The organism is Burkholderia sp. 28_3 (genome assembly GCF_003253915.1).
GTDB classification, from domain to species: Bacteria; Pseudomonadota; Gammaproteobacteria; order Burkholderiales; family Burkholderiaceae; genus Burkholderia; species Burkholderia cenocepacia.
In genome coordinates this window covers 26,729-45,116 of sequence record NZ_QKZF01000032.1, presented here as the reverse complement: position 1 = coordinate 45,116, position 18,388 = coordinate 26,729, and the positions used below count along the sequence as shown (strand labels likewise).

The window sequence follows — 18,388 nt, the reverse complement described above, 5'->3', positions numbered from 1 at the left end:
GCAACCTTGAAACCGTTCGAATCCGCGTTTTACCCCCGGTTCTGCTGGCGCCATTACGCCGCCCATCCCCGGCTCCTTTACGCCGCCCCGCGACACTGCGCGCACGCTTCGTCCTTGTCGCCCCCCGGGGCACCAGACACGCCGATACCGCCAATCACGGTGCGATCAGCCGTACGTAGGGTCACGCCGCCGGGGATGAAGATCACTTCTGGTTCCGTTGCCAGCACGCCGCCGTCGAGCGGGCCGGCTACCTTCGCCGCGATCAGCTCACTGGTGGAGTCCTTGTTGAAAGCCAGGCCATAGGCATAAGCCGTATAGGCCTTGCGATAGGACACGGAAAGCGATTGCAGCGGCACCGAATCGCCCTTGATGACCGCTTGCTGGTGGCCCGAAGGATCGAGACGGTCGCCGTAACCGAATAGCCACGGCTGGCGCACACCCGTACTGCTTCGCTGGCGAGCACCTCGGCTGTTTGCCAGCGAAGCTTTTGCGTCGTGACCAGGTTGGTGCCCGCCGCGTGTGCAGCAGGGCCCGCAGCCGCGAGCAGGACCGCGGCCGAAGCGGCAGTGGAATAGAGCTTTCTGAGATGACTCATGTCAGCGCACTCACAAGATATGGAAAGCAGGAAGAGGGCATGCCGCAATGCTGCATCGCAATAATCTTCCACTCGCTTTGCATATCGATAAATGGTGTAATTCCGGAAAGAGCTTCCGGAAAGTCCATTAAATCGATGCATGCTGTCACTGAAATGGAGATCTTCGTCGAAGTGGTGCGGCAAGGCGGTTTCTCTGCAGCAGCGCGTAGCCTCAGCCTGGCATCCTCCGTCGTAGCCGATCGTGTGGCCGGTCTGGAAAAGCGTCTCGGGGTGCCGCTGCTGCTAAGGACCACGCGCCGCCAATCGTTGACCGAGGCGGGCGAAGATTACTTTCAGGAGGCCAGCCGCATCATCAACGACGTGAGGACGCTGGAAAGCCGAATTGTCGAGAGCGCGACTGCCGTGCGAGGCACACTTCACGTCACGGCACCGAACCCGCTAGGACTCCGCTGGATTGCTCCGTTCGTCGGACGGTTTGCGGCGAGCTATCCCGATATGGCGACCCAGCTGACGCTGGATGACCACTTTGCTGACATCGTCGCGCAAGGCATCGACATCGCGATCCGGGGCGGCCCCGCCATCGACGCGAACCTGATCGGGCATCACCTGTTCGACACCCGGCGCGTGGTCGTTGCGAGTCCGGCGTACCTGGATGACCACGGCACGCCCCGCCACCCTGACGAACTTGCAGCGCATCGTTGCCTGGTGTTCAACACGCAATCCCATCTTCATGCGGAGTGGCGTTTTGGACGGGGTCCAGCAGCCAGGAAGCTACGAGTGACGGGCTCACTTGCATCGACCAATTCCGCGTTGCCGGTTGCCTGGGCGGTCGCTGGTCTGGGGCTTGTCCAGAAATCCTGGTGGGAAGTTTCGGAACATCTCGCGGCGAGGCGACTGGTGACGGTGCTCGACGCCTTCGAGCCCGAACCTGCAAGCTTCTATGCCATCCATCCCGTCAGTCGCAACAAGTCCCGCAAGGTTGCGCTGTTCGTTGAGGGCCTTGTGTCACTGTTTGCCGACATGGATGGCGGAGTGAGGCTCCCACGAAGGACTTGAAACTGCGCTCTGGAGCTCGCGCACTCCACGCTAACCAGCCGACCTCACGACCGGTCTGGTTGACTTGGCGAGTTGCCTGAAGCCACTGCGACACAGATCTTTGGCGCATGGCTGGCAAATTTACGACTCAGGCATCCGCCATGCTTTTCACTAGCTGAAAGCGGCATTGTTTTGCGCTGCCATCATAGGCGCCCTGCACGGTCTAATCGATTAGATAAGAGAAAGAAATAGCGCCATGGCTACGCAGGCCTTTCGATAGATCGACAGGAGGTGATTTTCGATAGTGCGTGCGCTTATCTGAAGTTCGCTCGACCCCGACCTGGTCGACACCCCCTTCTTCAACAGCAGGGGCACTTCCAGTTCGCATACAGTCGACGCATCATCCAAGCAGCGATCTCCGGCGAGCTCGCCGCATCGGGTTACACGAACGGTAGCCTTGCATCGCGGATTCAAGGCGCACGCATCTGCATTCCGCGCGCGCACTGCTTCGGATGTACTTAGCCTGTACCAGGCTTGGATGTTGGCGTCGAGGGGCTGGGGGTGCGCAACACGCGCAGATCATGTGTGCGTCGACAAGGAGTCGGTTTCGCAACGGCGTCGCGGGCGAATCGGGCGAGATCAGGACGCCCGAACAGGTGCTCGACGCGCGCACGTATCTGGGAACCCCTGCCAGGCAAATCATCAGCCGAACGGTCCCGGGATTGCATATCGGTTTGTTCAGGGGCTCGCGCACGCTTGCCGGCGCATGCTCGCAGCCACGGAAATGCTTCCTGGAGGACGCCCGCCCGTCGAACAGCCCGGGAACGATGTGCCGTCATCCAGGCCATTCAGTGCCACCACTTCAGCGAGTTTTTGCCGCAACGGCGAGCTTGTCCGCGGCTTGCTGCGCGCTTTCGTTGTCGTCGTTCCAGAAGTTGCCGATCACGTCGTAAAAGGCACCTTCCACCGCCGGCGTATCGACCATGTCATGCGCCCACGACGGCACCAGCGTTCCCTTCGCCTGCGCGCTGGTGAAATCGGCAGCGGAACGCTGCGCACAGGTGTCGAACTTCGACAGATCCATGCCTTGCCGCACGGGAATCGAGCCCTTGTTGAGGTTGAATATCTCCTGGAACTTCGGGCTAAGAAGCAGGCTCGCGAGATCCTTCTGCCCCTTCTCGACATCCGCGCTCCTGACCTTGAAGAACGCGAAGCTGTCGACGTTGAACGTATAGGCGTTTTGCGAACCGGGAGCTGGTACGCACAGATAGTCCTTGCCCGGCACCTTCCCGGCTACGCTGAACTCGCCCTTGGCCCAGTCCCCCATGAACTGCATCGCCGCCTTACCGGAGATCACCATGCCGGTCGCCAGATTCCAGTCGCGCCCCGTCTGAGCCTTGTCGGTATAGGCCTTGATTTTCTTGAACGTTTCGAGCGCCTTGACCATGGTCGGCCCCCTGAGGGTCGACTGATCGAGTTGCACGAACGCCTTCTCGTAAAAGGCCGCACCGCCCACACCGAGCGCCACGGTCTCGAAGGTTTCGGCGTCCTGCCATTGCTGGCCACCGATCGCGACCGGCGTGATGCCCGCTTTCTGCAGTGCTTCGGCAGTCCGGAAGAACTCGTCCCACGTGGCGGGCGGCTGCGCGTTCACCTTCTTCAGCGCGTCCGCATTGATCCATAGCCTGTTGACACGATGCACGTTGACCGGCGCCGCTACATATTGTCCCTTGTACTTCATGATGCCCGAAATCTGCGGCGGAATCAGCTTGTCCCAGCCTTCGCGCTTCGCCACGTCGTTGATCGACACGAGCACGCCTTCGTCTCCCCACTCCTGAATGGCGGGCCCCTTGATCTGGGCTGCAGCGGGCGGATTGCCTGCGATCACGCGCGTCTTGAGCGCGGTCATCGCGTTTCCTCCGCCACCGCCGGCAACGGCGAAATCCTTCCAGGTATCGCCTTTTTCATCAAGCATCTGCTTGAGGACCTGGGCCGATTTTGCTTCGCCACCGGACGTCCAGTAGTGCAACACCTCGACCTCCGCGGAGCGCGCCGCCCCGCAGGCAAGGACCGCCGCGACGCCGAGCGCGTAGACCGTGAGCTTTGCGGTCCGGCCGGCCGGTTTGGGCAGGTTGCCTCGTTGGGTTCGCATCTGGCTTGTCTCCTTGCATTGTCGTGTTTTTCATGTTGCCCCACGCGGATGTTAGCGATAACAGACAACGGCGCCCTATCGGGATGAACCCTGCCCCAATCCCGCGCTTTCCTGGGCTTTCCATCCGGCACAGGCGAGGTGATACTCGCGTGATGAAAGACAAACCGACTCGCGCGGCAAGACAGCCCCGAACCCATCCGAGCCCAGGCAACGCCACGACCGCGACACCTCATGAACCCACGCGCCGCAGGCTAAGCGGACGCGCGACGATCGCCGACGTCGCGGATCTCGCACAAGTCAGCACAATGACAGTATCGCGTGCCCTGAAGGATCCGGCGCAGTTGTCGCCCGAAGCGCGTGCCCGTGTGGAAGCGGCCGTCACTGAACTCGGCTATGTCCCCAACCATGCGGCACGCACGCTCGCCACGTCGCGCTCACACGTCGTGGCCGTGCTGGTACCATCCTTGTCGAATACGGTTTTTGTCGATACGCTCGCCGGCATCCAGGATTGCCTGGGGCCGGCTGGTTATCAGATTTTAATTGGCAATACTGGTTATTCTTCCGGGAAGCAGGCGGAACTTGTCTCGACCTATCTCTCGCACGCACCCGACGGCTTTCTCGTCACCGGCATCGACGGCTCTGAAGCCATCCGCCAACGCCTGGCTGCGGCACGTGTGCCCGTGGTTCATATGTACGATCTGAGCCGCACTCCCGGCGAATGGTCGGTGGGTTTTTCGCAGCAGCGCGCGGGCTTCACCCTCACGAAGTATCTGCTCGAACGCGGCTACCAGTGTCCGGGATTCGTCGCGGCGCAGCTGGACCCGCGCACCATGCAGCGTCGTGCCGGCTTTCGCCGCGCGCTGCGCGAGGCGGGTCTCGACCCCGATGTCGAGATACTGACTGACGAACCGTCGAGTGTCGGGCTCGGCTCGAAGCTGCTCGCGCAGATGCTGTCGCATGCTCCCGCATGCGACGCAATTTTCTGCTGCAACGACGATCTCGCGCTCGGCGCACTCTTCGAGTGCCAGCGGCGCGGCATTTCTGTACCGGGCCGGATTGCGATCGCGGGATTCAACGATCTGCCGCCTTCCGCATGGTCGACCCCGTCGCTGACGACCGTCACGACGCCACGCTACCAGATCGGCTTCGAGGCCGCGCGACTGTTGTTGCAGATACTGGACGGACACCCTCCCGAGAGGAGTTGCATCGATCTGCGGTTCACGCTCACGCCGCGGGAAAGTGCCTAGGAAAACGGATGTGTCTATGGATTGCCTTTGAAGCCCGTCAAGAAGACGAAGCGCGTGCATCTCGCCTCTGACTGCGGGGGGCGGTCGCGCTGCCGTTATACATCGCGCCCGGGCACGTACGCGAAATTCGTGCCGCTGGCTGAATTCATGGCGTTGCCGGTTGAGATTCGATGCGTCGAGTGCTCGCGCAAAGCCGTTGCTATATCGACGCCGGCAGCGGATACGGGCTTTCGCGGTGGCTATTTCTGCGCGGTTGCCGCGCTGCTGCGCCAGGAGGACGGTGCAACTGGGGCGGTTCGCAGCTTGCTCAGACAGGGCGGAACCCCAGAGGGTATCGAAGTATATGCCCTTGCCCTGATTCGCGAACACGGTCTTATGTGAGAATTCGGAAGAGCGAAATGACCATTATCTTTGTGATTTGTTTGCTCGTTGCGTTTGTCTTAATCGCACGAAGGTCTCCCGCTTTCATGACTTGGGCTGGAAAGAACCAACTTGCGGCAGGCGCTATTGGCTTGCTCGTGTTCGGCGGTGCGCTTCTAACACTGAAACACGTCTCAACGGCAGACGGTCTCCAGCAGAGTTACGTGTCCAAGAGCGTGACACAGGGTTCCGCAGCGCCTGCTGAGACTCATACGACGATGCATGACGCTTTGCCGTTTCATGTGTTCTCGCAGGGCCATGACTGATCTAGTTGGCCATCGGGCGGGCCCCCGGGGGATGAAAGCGGTTTAAGGTGGCCAAAGCGTAGTATGGAAACGCGGCGGTGATCGAGTTCGGTTCTTGCCTGGTGCCCCGAGCCCGTAGCCTGATTGGACCCGCAGTCCTGCGTGCACCCCGAATTTTGACCACGGGCGAGGTCTTCCCCGAATCGAGAACGAGGACTCCTGCCACCTATCGTCCGGCAGGAGTTTCCACGGACATCCTCCATCCCCACCGTGCAGGACTGGACGTCAACAAGGACACGATTGTGGCCACCATGCGGTGCGTCTCGACACCTGAGCTTGGACGAACCCCGGAATCTGTACGCGCGTAGTACGCGATCGCGACTGCGATCGCCTCACCTGTCGACGGGTTCCGGGATATGGTCTGCATTCTTCCGGCAACAAACGAACTCACCCCTGCCCCATGTCTCAGCTACGCTTCACAACAGGGCACCGTGTAGCCATCGAAGATTGGGAAAACTGTGACGAAGCGCCTCACCCAGCTGTTTCCGCAAGCTTGTCGAGACCCGCAATCGCTCCTTCGTTCGCAAGTAGCGCACGCTTGCGAACGTAGCGCATGATGCTCGTCGCGCCATACCGTGAGCCACCCATCCCCGATTGCTTGAACGCGGTCTTCTCGCCGTCGAACATCATCACGCGCGGCAGCTCGGTATCGTTAATGCTGACGCCGCCCGCCTCCATCTTCGTCGCGAAATCTCCGGCGGTATGCGTGTCGGGGCCGAACACCGCGCCGCTTAGTCCGTAGATCGAATCGTTCATCAACTGCTCGGCCTGCGCATCGCAGGAAAAGCGCATGACGGGTACGATCGGTCCGAACGTCTCTTCCGTCATCAGCTTCATGCTGTGATCGACGTTCGCGACAATGGTCGGATCGATCCACACGGCGCCATCCACCGTTTCGCTCTTGCCGCCGAGCTTGATCGACGCCCCCTTGTCGAGCGCATCCTGCAGTTGCGCGTCGATGATGGATGCCTGCCGCTCGAAGATCATCGGACCATAGTGGCCGCCGTCGCCCATCACCAGGCTACGCCGCAAATTCCCGGCCTGTGTGCAGAGTTCGTCGACGAGCGCGTCGTATAGCGATTCGTCCGCATAGACACGCTCGATCGCGTAGCAGACCTGCCCGGAGTTGTAGAGTGCACTGCGCAGGATGGCGGTGGCCGCGCGCTTCACGTCGGCTCCTGCGAGCACCACAGCAGCGTCCTTGCCGCCGAGCTCGAGGAAAGCGGGGATAAACGCCTGCGCCGCCACGCTCGCGATCTTTTTCCCGGTTGGAACGCTGCCGGTGAACACCACCGCATCCGACTGTGCGACAAGTGCTGCCCCGGTTTCCGCCCCGCCGCTCACGAGTGTGAGCACGCCGCGCAGCGCGGGCACGGCTTCGATCGAGCGGCGCAGCGGCTCGATGAAGCGCGGCGTGATTTCGCTCGGCTTGATCACTACGGACGCGCCCGCCACCAGCGCTGGAATCGCATCGATGAATGACAGCACCAGCGGAAAATTCCACGGGCTGATCACACCAACGACGGGGTAAGCGGGATAGGTAACCTTGAACACGATATCCGGATGCGCGTCGAGCTTGCGAAACGGCGTCGCGAGTACGTTCGGCGCATGCTCGCAGAAACCATGGATAAAGTGGATTACAGCCCCCAGTTCTTCGGCAGAGATGCGATGGCGCGCAGTGTCAATCGACAGTGCGGTAACGATGTCGTTGCCATGCGCCTCAAGCTGCGCGGCCCATTCCAGCAGTGCCGCGATGCGGTGCGGCAACCCGCCGGCCTCCCACGCGCGCTGCGCTGCGCGCGCGACGGCGACCGCCGCGCCAATCTCCGCGGCATCCATGCTCCTGATTTCGTAGTCGAACTCGCCGGTGCGAGGATTGCGTACTGCAATAGAGGTCATCGTAGTTTCCTTCCTTTGCATATGTGTCGGCCGCCCACGCGCCCGCCACGTGACGTTGTGCGATGTCGGTTCATGCTAACAACGGGAAAAAGGAGGGAATACGCGCGCTACGGCAATACAGCCGATTTCCTATATCAAAGTGCGTAACGCAAATAGCAAAAGCGTGATGGCTTCATGTCTGATCCGACGGCGCAGACTTGGCAGCATCGATCGCAGATCGCTCGTCGGCATGCTGAACCACGCGGGATGGCCCCGATACGACGGGACTCGCCAGGCGGCGGGCGTCCTTTGGTGCGAAGCCAAAGTAGTCACGGAAAGCCGCGGTAAAGCTGGTCTGATGCTGATAGCCGACCGCCAATGCCACCTGTCCCACCGGCTGCCGTTCGCCTACCAGAAGCCGAAGCGCACGATCCATCCGGCAGCGATGACCATACTCGAAAATCGTCATCCCATAGAGGAACTTGAATCCACGCTTGAGCTTCGAAGCATTGGTCCCTACCGCGCGCGCCAGTTCGGGAATCGTGGGCGCAAGACGCAGGTCGCCGACGATCATCTCCCGCGCCTGCTCAATCAGCCGCAGGTCGCGCGCTGATAGCGTCTCGCCGGGGTTGTCGGCGCGCGCGTGCGCGAGCCACATCTCGATGCATGCGCACAGTATCTCCGTACACTTGCCTTCCAGATAGAGCATCTGACGCGCACCGCGATAGCGGGAATCCAGCAGTTGCTCGACGATGTTCAGGGCGTCTACGCTAAACGGCATCTGCCGGTTGTAAATCTGGTCAAATCCGACCCCTGCGAGCTCGCCGCGAATGCGGTCAGCCTCGTTGCCAACCGCACCCAGCAACCGGTCGAAATAACGCTGCGTCACGTAGAGTCCGACCGATTGCCATGGGCCTGGCCCACAGGTGACCGTGTAGCGCACGTCTGCACCCTGCCGGCATACGAGCAGGTTGGGGGCATTCACCTGCAGCGTACCGGTATCAGAAAAATCGACGCTTGCCGGGCCGGATAGTGAAAAGTGAAATTCCACGAACGACTCCGGCAAAACACTCTCGGAGCGGCTGTGCGCGTAGTTGCAGTCGGAAATCACCAGAAAGATCTCGTCGCGAATGCTGGCCATACGCCACACGCCCTCTTCCGCGTCGCCCGGAACCGGCACCGAGGCCCCATATAGTCCGAACTCGGGCACGCTGACGCAGTCGAGCCGGGTACGCAGATTGTCAAATGCCTCCGTGAGGCGTGACTCGGGTCCGGCGAGCGTGGTGCGGAACAGACCGGATAGCGAAGTCGGCATATTGGGTTCCGGAAAGAGGCAAACATCCAGCATGCATTATCCGCTCCCCCGGACGGCACGCAACGTGCAGCCGGCAGCGGACTCACATGAAAAAACCGCTTTTCCTAATTCACCGCCCCAATCGACAAAGTCTCGCCACATCGGCACGGGTATAACGCAAGCATCGCTCGCCGGCTTGGCACGGCGCGGCACCCAAATTCCGCCCTTTTTCATTGGACATCGTGAGACGATGAGACACTATCTTTCCCGCCTGCGCTCGCGTGGCGAACTGCTGACCGTCAAGCGCGAGGTCGATCCGCGCTACGAGATTGCTGCGGTCGCGCGGCGGCTGCAGGACGAAACGACAAAGCCGGTGCTCTTCACAAACGTGCGTGGCAGCTCTCTGCCCGTGTTGATGAATCTGTACACAGACCACGAGCGACTGCGTGAGATCATCCGTTGTGAGGCCGACGAAACGTTCTGCGCACGGCTCGATCGCGAAATCTCTCTCGCTGCGACGCTCGAGACGCCGACCGAGCGCGTCGCGGCGCCTACCGACTGGGTCACGGGCAAGCTCTCCGACCTGCCGATCCCCACTTATCACGCGCGGGATGGCGCGCCGTACATTACAGCCGGCGTGTTTCTCGCGAAGGACCCCGCCAGCGGGCGTGCGAATCTCTCGTTCCATCGCTCGATGGTCATTTCAGACGACGAACTGCGCATCCGGCTCGGCAGTACACACGATCTCGCGCGCTTCCAGCAGCAGGCCGAAGCGCGTAACGAACCACTCGAAGCAGCCATCCTGATCGGCGCCGACCCGGAAATATTCATGAGCGCATGCGTGTCGCTGCCGCCCGACGGCAACGAGCTTGCGCTTGCGGCGGCCATGCGCGGCGGCCCGATCGCGATGCGCCCGGCGCGCACGATCGATCTGGACGTGCCAGTCTCAGCAGAGATTGTGATCGAAGGGCGCATTTTGCCCAATATGCGCCGGCCCGAAGGTCCATTCGGCGAATTCATGGGCTACTACGTCGAAGTGGGCGACAACCATGTGTTCGAAATCACCCACGTCGGCTGGCGCGAGGGCGCAGTCTTTCAAGGCCTGATCTGCGGATCGCACGAGGATCTTCGCCCGCTCGAGGCCGCCACCGCCGCGCGTATCTACAAGGCCATTTCGAGCCAGGTGCGTGGTGTACTCGACGTGAGCTGCCGCCCCACCGTCATGAATACAGTCATCAAGCTCGACAAGCAATACGAAGGCCACGCGCAGCACGCGCTGCTGGCCGCGCTCGGCTCGCACCTCGACTACAACAAGCTCGTCATTGTCGTGGACAAGGACGTTGACATCTACAACATGGAAGACGTGATCTGGGCGTTTCTCACGCGCGGACGCGCCGATACGCGCACGATGGTAATCCATGACGTGCCGGGCTTCTATCGCGATGCGCACAAGGACCATTGGGGCCGTCTCGCGATCGACGCCACACGTCCGTGGGGCCGCGAAGCGGAGTTCGAACGCAAGACCATTCCCGGAGCCGGGCAGATCGTGCTCGACGACTACCTGCCGCATTTCTCCGCGCGGGCGGCGACATGACCGGCATCGTGCAAAAAAAGCGCGTCGTGGTCGCGATTACGGGCGCGACGGGCGCCGTGTACGGCGTGCGGCTGCTTGAGATGCTGCGCCACTGCACAGTGACGACGCATCTCATCGTGTCGCGCGCGGGCTGGATGACGCTACTCGACGAAACCGGACTTGAACGCAACGCGCTGCGCGATGCGGCGAGCGTCTATTACGACCAGAACGAAGTGGGCGCGAGCATCGCCAGCGGCTCGTTCCAGCACGACGGCATGGTAATCGCACCATGCTCCATGAAAACGCTCGCGGCCGTGGCGCACGGCTTCGACGACAACCTCATTTCCCGCGCCGCGAGCGTCACGTTAAAAGAGAACCGCAGGCTCGTGCTGCTCGCGCGCGAAACTCCGCTCACGCTCGCGCATCTGCGCAACATGACACTCGCGGCCGAAATGGGCGCGACGGTGATGCCGCCGTTGCCCGCGTTCTACGCGAAGCCCGATAGTCTTGACGCGATGGTCGACTATACGGTCATGCGCGTACTCGACCAGTTGCACGTCGAGCCTCCGGCGGCCATGCGGCGCTGGCAGGGGTTGGGCGCAGCGTATTAGCCGCTCTTGCCGTCCGCCCGGGACGGCAGGCCGGCACCCCATCGCGTTGCCAGCCAACGCCAAAAAGCCCGGCGTTGCGGCTTCTGCGCAACGTCGGGCTTTCCCGGTCAGGCACAACCAGACTGCGTGTATCGTCAGCCCGCCTGCATCTTCGCTGTGGCAGCCTTCCGGCGGTTTGCACCGCGCTTCTTGCGCTGCGCCATCGTCAGCAGCGTGCCGAGAACGAATAGCGATGTAACGAGCTTCAGGTCCGAAGGCTGGAAGCCGATCACGAGTACGACCGAGATCATCTGGAAGTAGACGATCGATCCCAGGACAGGCGCAAGCACCTGACGCAGCATCGAGCGGTTGCCGACGATCGCCTCGCCGAGCAGCAGCGCTGCGAGGCCGTTGACCAGTACGCCGAAGCCCATATTCACGTCGGCAAAGCCCTGGTTCTGGGCGAGCAGCGCGCCACCAAGCGCCGCGAACAGATTCGCGAGACCGAGACCGACCAGCGTATAGACCTTCACGTTGATGCCCTGCGCCTTGGCCATGGACGGACTCGAGCCGATCGCGCGCATCGCCATGCCGTGCTGCGTGCCGAGGAACCAGAGTACGCCCGCACCGATTACGGTATCCGTCGCGCCAAGCATGAGGATGCGAGACAGGTAGCCGCCACCTGCGGCCGGCAGCCATGAGAATACGCTCGCATACGCGAACAGCGCCGAATTCGGCTGCCCCATCACGCGGATGTTCACCGAGTACAGCATGGAGAGTACGAGAATGCCGCACAGCAACGTATTGATCTTCGCCTTCTCGTGAATATAGGCGGTGAGCAGCCCGGCCGCGAATCCCGCGAGCGTGCCGCCGAGCAGACCAATCACGGGATTGAAGCCCATCATCAGCAGCTTCGCGCACACGCAGGCGCCGAACGGGAACGAGCCCTCCGCCGTCATGTCCGCAAAGTTGATAATCCGGAACGGGATCATGATCGCGAGCGCGATCAGCGCGTAGGTCAAGCCCTGCATCATCCCGACCGGGAAAAGTCCGATAAATCCATTGATCAGATTCATGCGTTCACCGTTTGCGCCATCGGCGGCTCATCGTTGAAGGTCGCCATCAGGCGTTCCATCGTCATCGCGCGCTTTGCCTCCCCGGTCAGATCGCCGACGATCCGACCGTCGCGCATCATGATCAGGCGATTGCCGTAGTCAATCGCGTGATGCATGTTGTGCGTGACCATCAGCGTTGTCAGCTGCGCTTCGCGCACGACCTGCTCCGTCACCCGCATCACGATCTCCGCCGTACGCGGGTCGAGGGCGGCGGTGTGCTCGTCCAGCAGAAGCAGCATTGGCCGTTGCAGGACCGCCATCAGCAGCGAGAGCGCCTGCCGCTGGCCACCGGACAGCAGTGACGCCTGCGCCTTCATGCGCTTCTCAAGGCCAAGTCCGAACGACGCAATCCGCTCCCGGAACGCCTCCGCTTGCGCATGCGTGAGCCCACGGCCGAAACCACGCGCCAGTCCACGCTGGTTCGCGACAGCGAGATTCTCCTCCAGGCTCAACGCGGCTGCGGTACCAATCGACGGGTCCTGAAACACCCGCGAGATGTACTTCGCCCGCCGGTGCGTCGGCAACGTGGTAATGACACGGCCGTCGATCGAAATCACACCCGTATCGGAGATAACTTCGCCTGCGAGCATATTCAGGAAGGTCGATTTGCCAGCGCCGTTGCCCCCGACTACCACCGCGAAATCTCCGGGCAGTAGCTTGAGCGACACATCCGTCAACGCAACCCGCTCGTCGACCGTGCCGGCATGGAACGTCTTGCTGACCCGCTCGACAGACAGGAGCGAGGTGTCCTTTTCACGCATCATTGTCACCCGGGCGGAGCGTCGCCCCTTCAATTGATCAGGCATCCGCAGCCCTCGAACGATTTTGGAATGGTCAGGCCAAGCTTGGCGAACTGGCCACGGCTGATCGACGTGACATAGTCCGATTTTGCAGGCTTCATCACCGGCAGCGTCGATGTCGGTTCCCCCTTCAGCGCACGCACCGCGACGCGTGCCGCGTTTGCGCCGACCGATTCGAACGAAACGGCGTATGACGCGTCCGCCATGTCCTTCTTGATCAATTCCGTCTCCGAACTGATGACGGGTACTTTCATCCGCTGCATCGCTGCTGCCACTGCCGGAATCGCTGACTGCACGAGATTCGATCCGGTAATGTAGATAAAGCCGATGCCGTTCAGCAGCTGGGCGCGCTGCGTGATGTCGTTGACACTGTCAACGCTGACTGGTCGAAACTCAAGACCTGCCCGCTTGGCTGCCTCCTGCAGGGCGCGCGTCGTGGCGACATCATCAGCTTCTCCGGGGTTATAAAGTACGCCGAATGATTTGACGCCGGGCAGCAGCTTCTTCGCGAAGACCAACACTGCGTCGAAGTCCTGCAGGTCGGATGCACCAGCAAAGCGATCGCTGCCGTGAGTCCAGCCTGGCGTAAGGCCAGCCGCGACTGGATCCGTAACCTCCGCGAAAACGAGCGGGATATGATGATCGGCCACCGCTGAGAGTGCGACCTCGGAAACCGAAGTTGTCAGCGTCAGGATCAGCGCCGGATCCTTTGAGAGAATCTGCGAAAACATCTGGGGCATCAGCGCCTGCGTAAAGTTTGCGTCGCTGTACACGTAGTTAACGTTTTTTCCCTCGACATAACCTTCACGCGCCATTTCGGCCTTGAAACCGACCATCGTCCTTGTGAGCGATGGATGCGGCCCCAGGTTCGCAATACCAATCGTCACGGGCTGGCTGCCCTGAGCACTCACCGGCGCCATCACGGTAAACAATCCGGCGACAGCCGCCACGCCGACCATGAGAATGTTCCTCAATGTGCGGCGCAACAAAAACTTCGGAAGAACGGAAACGGTCGATTTCTTCATTGCGTGTATCCCGTAACGATATTGGATAGGCGATTTGTAGCACCGACAGGCAACACGAATTTATTCGCCAGCCAGCTTTTGCCGTTTCGCTAAAACCTGGTTCGCTTTGCCTAACTTTGCGCGCGACCGGACACTACCTGTGACCGGGCCAGCACAATTCTGGCAGCCCGCTCACCGCTCGCACACGCGCCGGTGAGCAGCGCCTGCGATGTCCAGTCCCCGCAATACACGACAGGCCGCCCGGAGGCCTGCGCAGGCGCCTCCTGCCAACGCCAGAAGGCGCGCAGGCGCCCCCCGTACCCCGGGGCGAACAAAGGCAGCATCCGGGGTATCCACTGATTGACGACCGCGACCACCTGCCGGTCGAAGTCGGGAATGCGGGCACGTAACTCTTCGCGCAGCAACACGTCAAGTTCGCCGGTGCAGCCGCGCCTGATTGCTTCGTCCACTGCCTCTGGCGCCAGCTGGCAATACACCTGCGTGAGTGGGCGCCCTTGATCGGGCGCAGCCGGCGTCTGTTGAAACGTTGCGATACGGCTTCCGACATCGCGCGAAGCGAATTGCATCTGCGCTGGGAGGGACTTTGCGAATCCATAGTGGACAACACCAAGGGCGTTGTAGTGCACATTGGCCAGCATCTGGCGCTCTATAGCCTGTGGCGTGCGGATCAATTCCCGCGCGAGTGAGCCCTGGACCGCGCAGACCACGTGATCGGCAGTCAAGGCGTCGCCGTTCGCAAGCGTGACCCTGAGACGAAGCTCATCGCCATCGCGCTGGTGCTCGACGGAAGTCACCCGCGTTCCGGTCCGCACGTCCAGCAACCCGGCAAGTGTCCGGCATACCTGTCCCATACCACCTTTAAGGGTGTGGACCGTATCCTCGCCGATCAGATGCGGCACGGTGGTGCGGTAGAACAGGGTTGATAACGCATCAGGATTGAAGCTGCGCGTCGCGCGAAACACCGGTTCAACCAGGTATGACATCGCATTTGGACCGATCTCCCTGCGAATGTAATCGGCGAGGTTCAGCCGGTCGGCCTCCGGGTCGACATCAAGCGCACTGATCGCCCAGTCCGGATCAACGCGGTCGCGCTGCGAACGCATCCGTAACGCATGCCGCACCATCGCGACCCGCTCCCCTAGATGCAACCCCGGCGTCGCCAGCGAGCGTACAGTCGGCATCAACTCGATCAGATGGTCCCCTTTCGTTGTCACACAGCGCGCGCTCAGACGGCGTAGTGGAACGAGCGCATCGCCAAGTGCGAGGTCGGCGACCAGACGATTGAACGCACCGCCGAACGGGTAGACGAGGCGCGCGCCGCTGTTGAAAACGATATCGCCTTCGCGCCGGTCTCCCATGCGACCGCCAACCGTTTCCGCGGCCTCCAGTACCGTTACATGCATGCCCGCCTGCCCAAGCCGATAGGCAGCTGTGAGCCCCGCAATTCCCGAACCGATCACAATCACGCGGGGGCCATTGCCGTCCTGGCGCGCTGCCGCCGCCATCGCCGGTCGATCATCCAGAGATGTGTCCATCGAAAATCCGCTTGCGGTCATCTCAATTCCCAAAAGTCATTCCGATCTGATGCGGGCAGTCCATCGAACGCATGCATCACATGCAGGCACCGGGCTTTCACCTGTACCACTCGCGTCCGGGAGTACAAGTATCGACCTCGTTCATCGCTCAATAAAACCCGTTTGTACGGTCGCTACTTAAAAAACGCTGGCGAATATACCCGGTGACACACGAGGCCACTAATGCACCAGGTTCAGGGAGCTTCTTTCTAGAACATATGGAAAATACCGGCCAGGGCCGAAACCTGGTTCCTGGAGCTGCTCGCTGCACACGAGGATCCCGCGCATTCGATATTCGCGTATGTCGCGTCTCCCGCTGCACGTTGATAGATTCCGGCGAGGTAAAGGATCGTTCGGTGTGACACGAAGTAATTTACGCCGACGTCAACCTGGTGATACTGTGGCGCGAAGTCCGTCGGATGGACCTTGCCAATTGTGTACGCATACGCGCCAACAAACTGGACCTGCGGCGTCAGGTTGTATGCGATGTTCGCCTCGATGTTGTCGAAGCGCGCATCCGCGTCAGCGAGTCCATCACCCTGATCACCCAGTTTGTCGTAGTCGCTGTGACTCCATAGCAACCCGAGTGTGGTCTTCCCGATCTGGTACGTTCCACCAATGCCGTAGATATCCATGCTCTGCGGGTTCAGCGCGTTTGCCTCATTTGGTGAGGCAGCCGATATCTGTGGGAACAGCATCGTATTCCAGTTGCCCTCGGATGCCGCGAGCGCAGGATGGTTCATATGGAAATAAGCGGCCTGGATCTTTGCGGGTCCGTTTTCGTATTTCGCGCCGAAGCTCATCGCGCTCTCGTTTCCGAAGCTGCCAGCTACGCCACCGAAGCTATACATTGCGCCGATCTGCAGTCCACCTACCACGGGACTTTGGTACTTCACCGCGTTGTTTACGCGGAATTGCCAATTGAAATTGTCGTTGTCTCCCGGGTGAGCGAAATACCCGTTCCACCGATAGACCGCGCTGCTCTGCGCGAGCCAGTCGTTGGCAAAATCGTATTGACGGCCAAGGGTGAACGTTCCCAACGCATCATTCGACAGACCAACGAAAGCCTGGCGGCCGAACAGGCGGCCGCCCTGAAACGACTGGCCGCTACTCATCGCAAAACCGCTTTCCAGGGTAAAGACCGCTTTCGTCCCGCCACCCAGGTCCTCGTTACCCTTCAGTCCCCAGCGACTAGGCCCCTCGGCAGGGCTGACACTCTTGCCACCAGCGACGTTGTTGGTCCAGATGAAACCACTCATCAGTACACCGTACAGATCGACGCTACTTTGTGCGTGAGCGCCAGACTGGCATACAAGTGCGGCCGCCGTTGTGATCAACGTACTCAGGATTACCCTTATACTGCGCATGACTCTTCCCCTTATTGGCTCGTTCGTGTACTTCAGGTTGTCGGCAAAGCAGAGTTTGGAGGCTGATGCGTTCTATTTCGTCTGTTGCCATATGCCGCGAAGGTCCAGGAGGGGCGGCAGCCAGCAACAAGGTGGGTGTCGGAGAACAGATTAGAAACGGCCGTCACGCGTGACAACCGATCCAAAAACCATAGAACCGTTTTCCTTTAATTTAGGATCGCTTCCCTATGACCGCCCTACCGTGACGACCTGTGCGCGTGCTCTGCCGAATTGCCGCCTCGATACTCGCCTCTCCTCGCGCCCCTCCACTCGCTTCGCTGACCGGTTTCTGACAGACGTCAGGTGGTCTATACATATCCAAGCCGAAACGGCTCCCCCTTATCTGCCACGGCAGCCCCATAGCGATTTCGCCAGATCTGTGAAGGAATTCTGTAATGACGCAGGTGCGTCTTATCGTAGTGGCAAGGAGAATTCGATGAAGAAGCGCCACATCGGTGAGCCGATCATCCGCATCCCCGAACCTGGGAAAGGTGAAGGGTCGATGAAGGATAGTTGCAGGCGGATGGTGGCAGGCGAGCCGGCTATGTACGGAACAGGCTGAATGCCGAGACCAGATACCCGGGAACGACGAATGGAGCCTACGGGGTCGCCGCAGTTACATTCACATGCCCGTTCTACGCAGCTTGCCTGGGATGTCGCCAGGATTTTCCTCCTGGCGAACGGTTGCACACGCCCGACCTTACGGGCGCGGCGTGTGACCGCTACAGAGGTTTCTCCCGATCAACCTTGCGCCCAATCTGTATCTGTCAGGTCACCGCACTGAACGCCCGTCGTCGCGATCATGTTGCTCGTCGCGCGCGACTGCTGTCCCGGCGAGTCCGGGCCGGTCCTCACAGCATCAAGCGGCTTTGTTGAGCGCATCAAGGGGAAGGAGCGCGACAAGGTGCAGGCTCAAGAGTGGGCAGGTCCGCGCGGGCGAACCTCATCATCGATGAACGCCGGCTGTTTCGCAACGAGAAGGGATAGTACAGACGCCCATAGTTATCTGATTGATCCGCTGTAGCCGTTAAGATCGCATCCGAATCCATTTCGGGGGAAGGCGACCTGCCGGATTCGCCGATCGATCTGCCAAAATGCAGGCCTGCGAAATGCGCGACCGCTCGACCGCCGAGTGCTGGGGCCAAACACGATCAGCCCGCTACACGCGATCGCCTTGGTATGAATCCGGAGTCCCGACCATGCAATCTGGTAACCCCCATGATGGCACGAGGACTGTGCCGCCATCAGCGATGGTGAGGATACTCTTCAGGAGACTCATGGCCTCACACAGCCGCCGTACTTCGACACGAGCGACTCCCGACCCGTCCGCTTTCTGCATGCCCCCTTTGACCGACGCACGACGACGAGGCCATCCTCCT

Annotated in this window: 16 protein-coding genes and 1 pseudogene; 8 read left to right on the top strand and 9 right to left on the bottom strand. The window is 61.0% G+C overall.

Going from position 1 to position 18,388, the window contains the following annotated elements; translation table 11 throughout:
* Positions 1 to 77: 77 nt before the first annotated feature.
* A complete protein-coding gene (locus DFS13_RS36210) occupies positions 78 to 437 on the bottom strand; it encodes a heme-binding protein (protein WP_212234609.1) in 360 nt (119 codons plus the stop codon).
* Between the two features lie 149 nt (positions 438 to 586).
* On the opposite strand from DFS13_RS36210, the gene DFS13_RS36205 reads away from it, so the two are divergent.
* Both DFS13_RS36205 and DFS13_RS41000 read left to right on the top strand, forming a co-directional pair.
* Positions 587 to 1,651: a LysR family transcriptional regulator gene (locus tag DFS13_RS36205; protein WP_202945178.1), complete on the top strand. Its 1,065-nt coding sequence runs from the start codon at positions 587 to 589 to the stop codon at positions 1,649 to 1,651.
* Positions 1,652 to 2,247: 596 nt separating this feature from the next.
* Positions 2,248 to 2,391: pseudogene (locus DFS13_RS41000) on the top strand (esterase); the annotation flags it as partial.
* A gap of 101 nt (positions 2,392 to 2,492) precedes the next feature.
* Here the strand turns inward: DFS13_RS41000 and DFS13_RS36195 are convergent.
* The gene (locus DFS13_RS36195) at positions 2,493 to 3,782 is read right to left on the bottom strand and encodes an ABC transporter substrate-binding protein (protein ID WP_012431192.1); all 1,290 of its coding nucleotides are present in this window, start codon (positions 3,780 to 3,782) and stop codon (positions 2,493 to 2,495) included.
* Between the two features lie 152 nt (positions 3,783 to 3,934).
* On the opposite strand from DFS13_RS36195, the gene DFS13_RS36190 reads away from it, so the two are divergent.
* Genes DFS13_RS36190 through DFS13_RS40485 form a run of 3 tightly spaced genes read left to right on the top strand, consistent with a single transcriptional unit; the run spans position 3,935 to position 5,715 of the window.
* Positions 3,935 to 5,029, top strand: coding sequence for a LacI family DNA-binding transcriptional regulator (locus tag DFS13_RS36190; protein WP_012431191.1), 1,095 nt, complete (start codon positions 3,935 to 3,937; stop codon positions 5,027 to 5,029).
* Positions 5,030 to 5,056: 27 nt separating this feature from the next.
* Positions 5,057 to 5,410, top strand: coding sequence for a hypothetical protein (locus DFS13_RS40995; RefSeq protein ID WP_041758163.1), 354 nt, complete (start codon positions 5,057 to 5,059; stop codon positions 5,408 to 5,410).
* Positions 5,411 to 5,427: 17 nt separating this feature from the next.
* The gene (locus DFS13_RS40485) at positions 5,428 to 5,715 is read left to right on the top strand and encodes a hypothetical protein (protein ID WP_012431190.1); all 288 of its coding nucleotides are present in this window, start codon (positions 5,428 to 5,430) and stop codon (positions 5,713 to 5,715) included.
* 510 nt (positions 5,716 to 6,225) lie between these two features.
* Here DFS13_RS40485 and DFS13_RS36180 read toward each other — a convergent pair.
* Together DFS13_RS36180 and DFS13_RS36175 are read right to left on the bottom strand one after the other, a co-directional pair.
* Positions 6,226 to 7,653, bottom strand: coding sequence for an aldehyde dehydrogenase family protein (locus DFS13_RS36180; RefSeq protein WP_012431189.1), 1,428 nt, complete (start codon positions 7,651 to 7,653; stop codon positions 6,226 to 6,228).
* Between the two features lie 172 nt (positions 7,654 to 7,825).
* Entirely contained in the window at positions 7,826 to 8,980 is a 1,155-nt protein-coding gene (locus DFS13_RS36175) for an AraC family transcriptional regulator (RefSeq protein ID WP_012431188.1), read from the bottom strand.
* Between the two features lie 196 nt (positions 8,981 to 9,176).
* Between DFS13_RS36175 and DFS13_RS36170 the strand changes: the two genes are divergently transcribed.
* Together DFS13_RS36170 and DFS13_RS36165 are read left to right on the top strand one after the other, a co-directional pair.
* Positions 9,177 to 10,520: a UbiD family decarboxylase gene (locus tag DFS13_RS36170; RefSeq protein ID WP_012431187.1), complete on the top strand. Its 1,344-nt coding sequence runs from the start codon at positions 9,177 to 9,179 to the stop codon at positions 10,518 to 10,520.
* Complete coding sequence (locus DFS13_RS36165; protein WP_012431186.1) at positions 10,517 to 11,110, top strand: UbiX family flavin prenyltransferase; 594 nt, start codon at positions 10,517 to 10,519, stop codon at positions 11,108 to 11,110. The genes DFS13_RS36170 and DFS13_RS36165 overlap by 4 nt, the downstream gene beginning before the upstream one ends.
* A gap of 134 nt (positions 11,111 to 11,244) precedes the next feature.
* Here DFS13_RS36165 and DFS13_RS36160 read toward each other — a convergent pair whose 3' ends face one another.
* The 5 genes from DFS13_RS36160 to DFS13_RS36140 all read right to left on the bottom strand — a co-directional run bounded on the left by DFS13_RS36160 (position 11,245) and on the right by DFS13_RS36140 (position 16,970).
* On the bottom strand, positions 11,245 to 12,165 hold the full coding sequence (locus DFS13_RS36160; RefSeq protein ID WP_012431185.1) for an ABC transporter permease: 921 nt from the start codon (positions 12,163 to 12,165) through the stop codon (positions 11,245 to 11,247).
* Entirely contained in the window at positions 12,162 to 12,965 is an 804-nt protein-coding gene (locus DFS13_RS36155) for an ATP-binding cassette domain-containing protein (protein WP_106355324.1), read from the bottom strand. Before DFS13_RS36155 ends, DFS13_RS36160 begins: the two co-directional genes overlap by 4 nt.
* Positions 12,966 to 12,994: 29 nt before the next feature.
* Positions 12,995 to 14,029, bottom strand: coding sequence for an ABC transporter substrate-binding protein (locus tag DFS13_RS36150; RefSeq protein WP_021158350.1), 1,035 nt, complete (start codon positions 14,027 to 14,029; stop codon positions 12,995 to 12,997).
* A gap of 110 nt (positions 14,030 to 14,139) precedes the next feature.
* Positions 14,140 to 15,564 carry an NAD(P)/FAD-dependent oxidoreductase gene (locus DFS13_RS36145; protein ID WP_012431182.1) on the bottom strand — a complete coding sequence of 475 codons (1,425 nt, stop codon included), beginning with the start codon at positions 15,562 to 15,564 and terminating at the stop codon, positions 14,140 to 14,142.
* Between the two features lie 248 nt (positions 15,565 to 15,812).
* Positions 15,813 to 16,970, bottom strand: a complete 1,158-nt coding sequence (locus tag DFS13_RS36140; protein ID WP_039350196.1) for a porin — start codon at positions 16,968 to 16,970, stop codon at positions 15,813 to 15,815.
* A gap of 475 nt (positions 16,971 to 17,445) precedes the next feature.
* Between DFS13_RS36140 and DFS13_RS40990 the strand changes: the two genes are divergently transcribed.
* Positions 17,446 to 17,571 (top strand): hypothetical protein, encoded by a 126-nt coding sequence (locus tag DFS13_RS40990; protein WP_257008823.1) that lies wholly within the window; start codon positions 17,446 to 17,448, stop codon positions 17,569 to 17,571.
* The last annotated feature ends 817 nt before the right edge of the window (positions 17,572 to 18,388 follow it).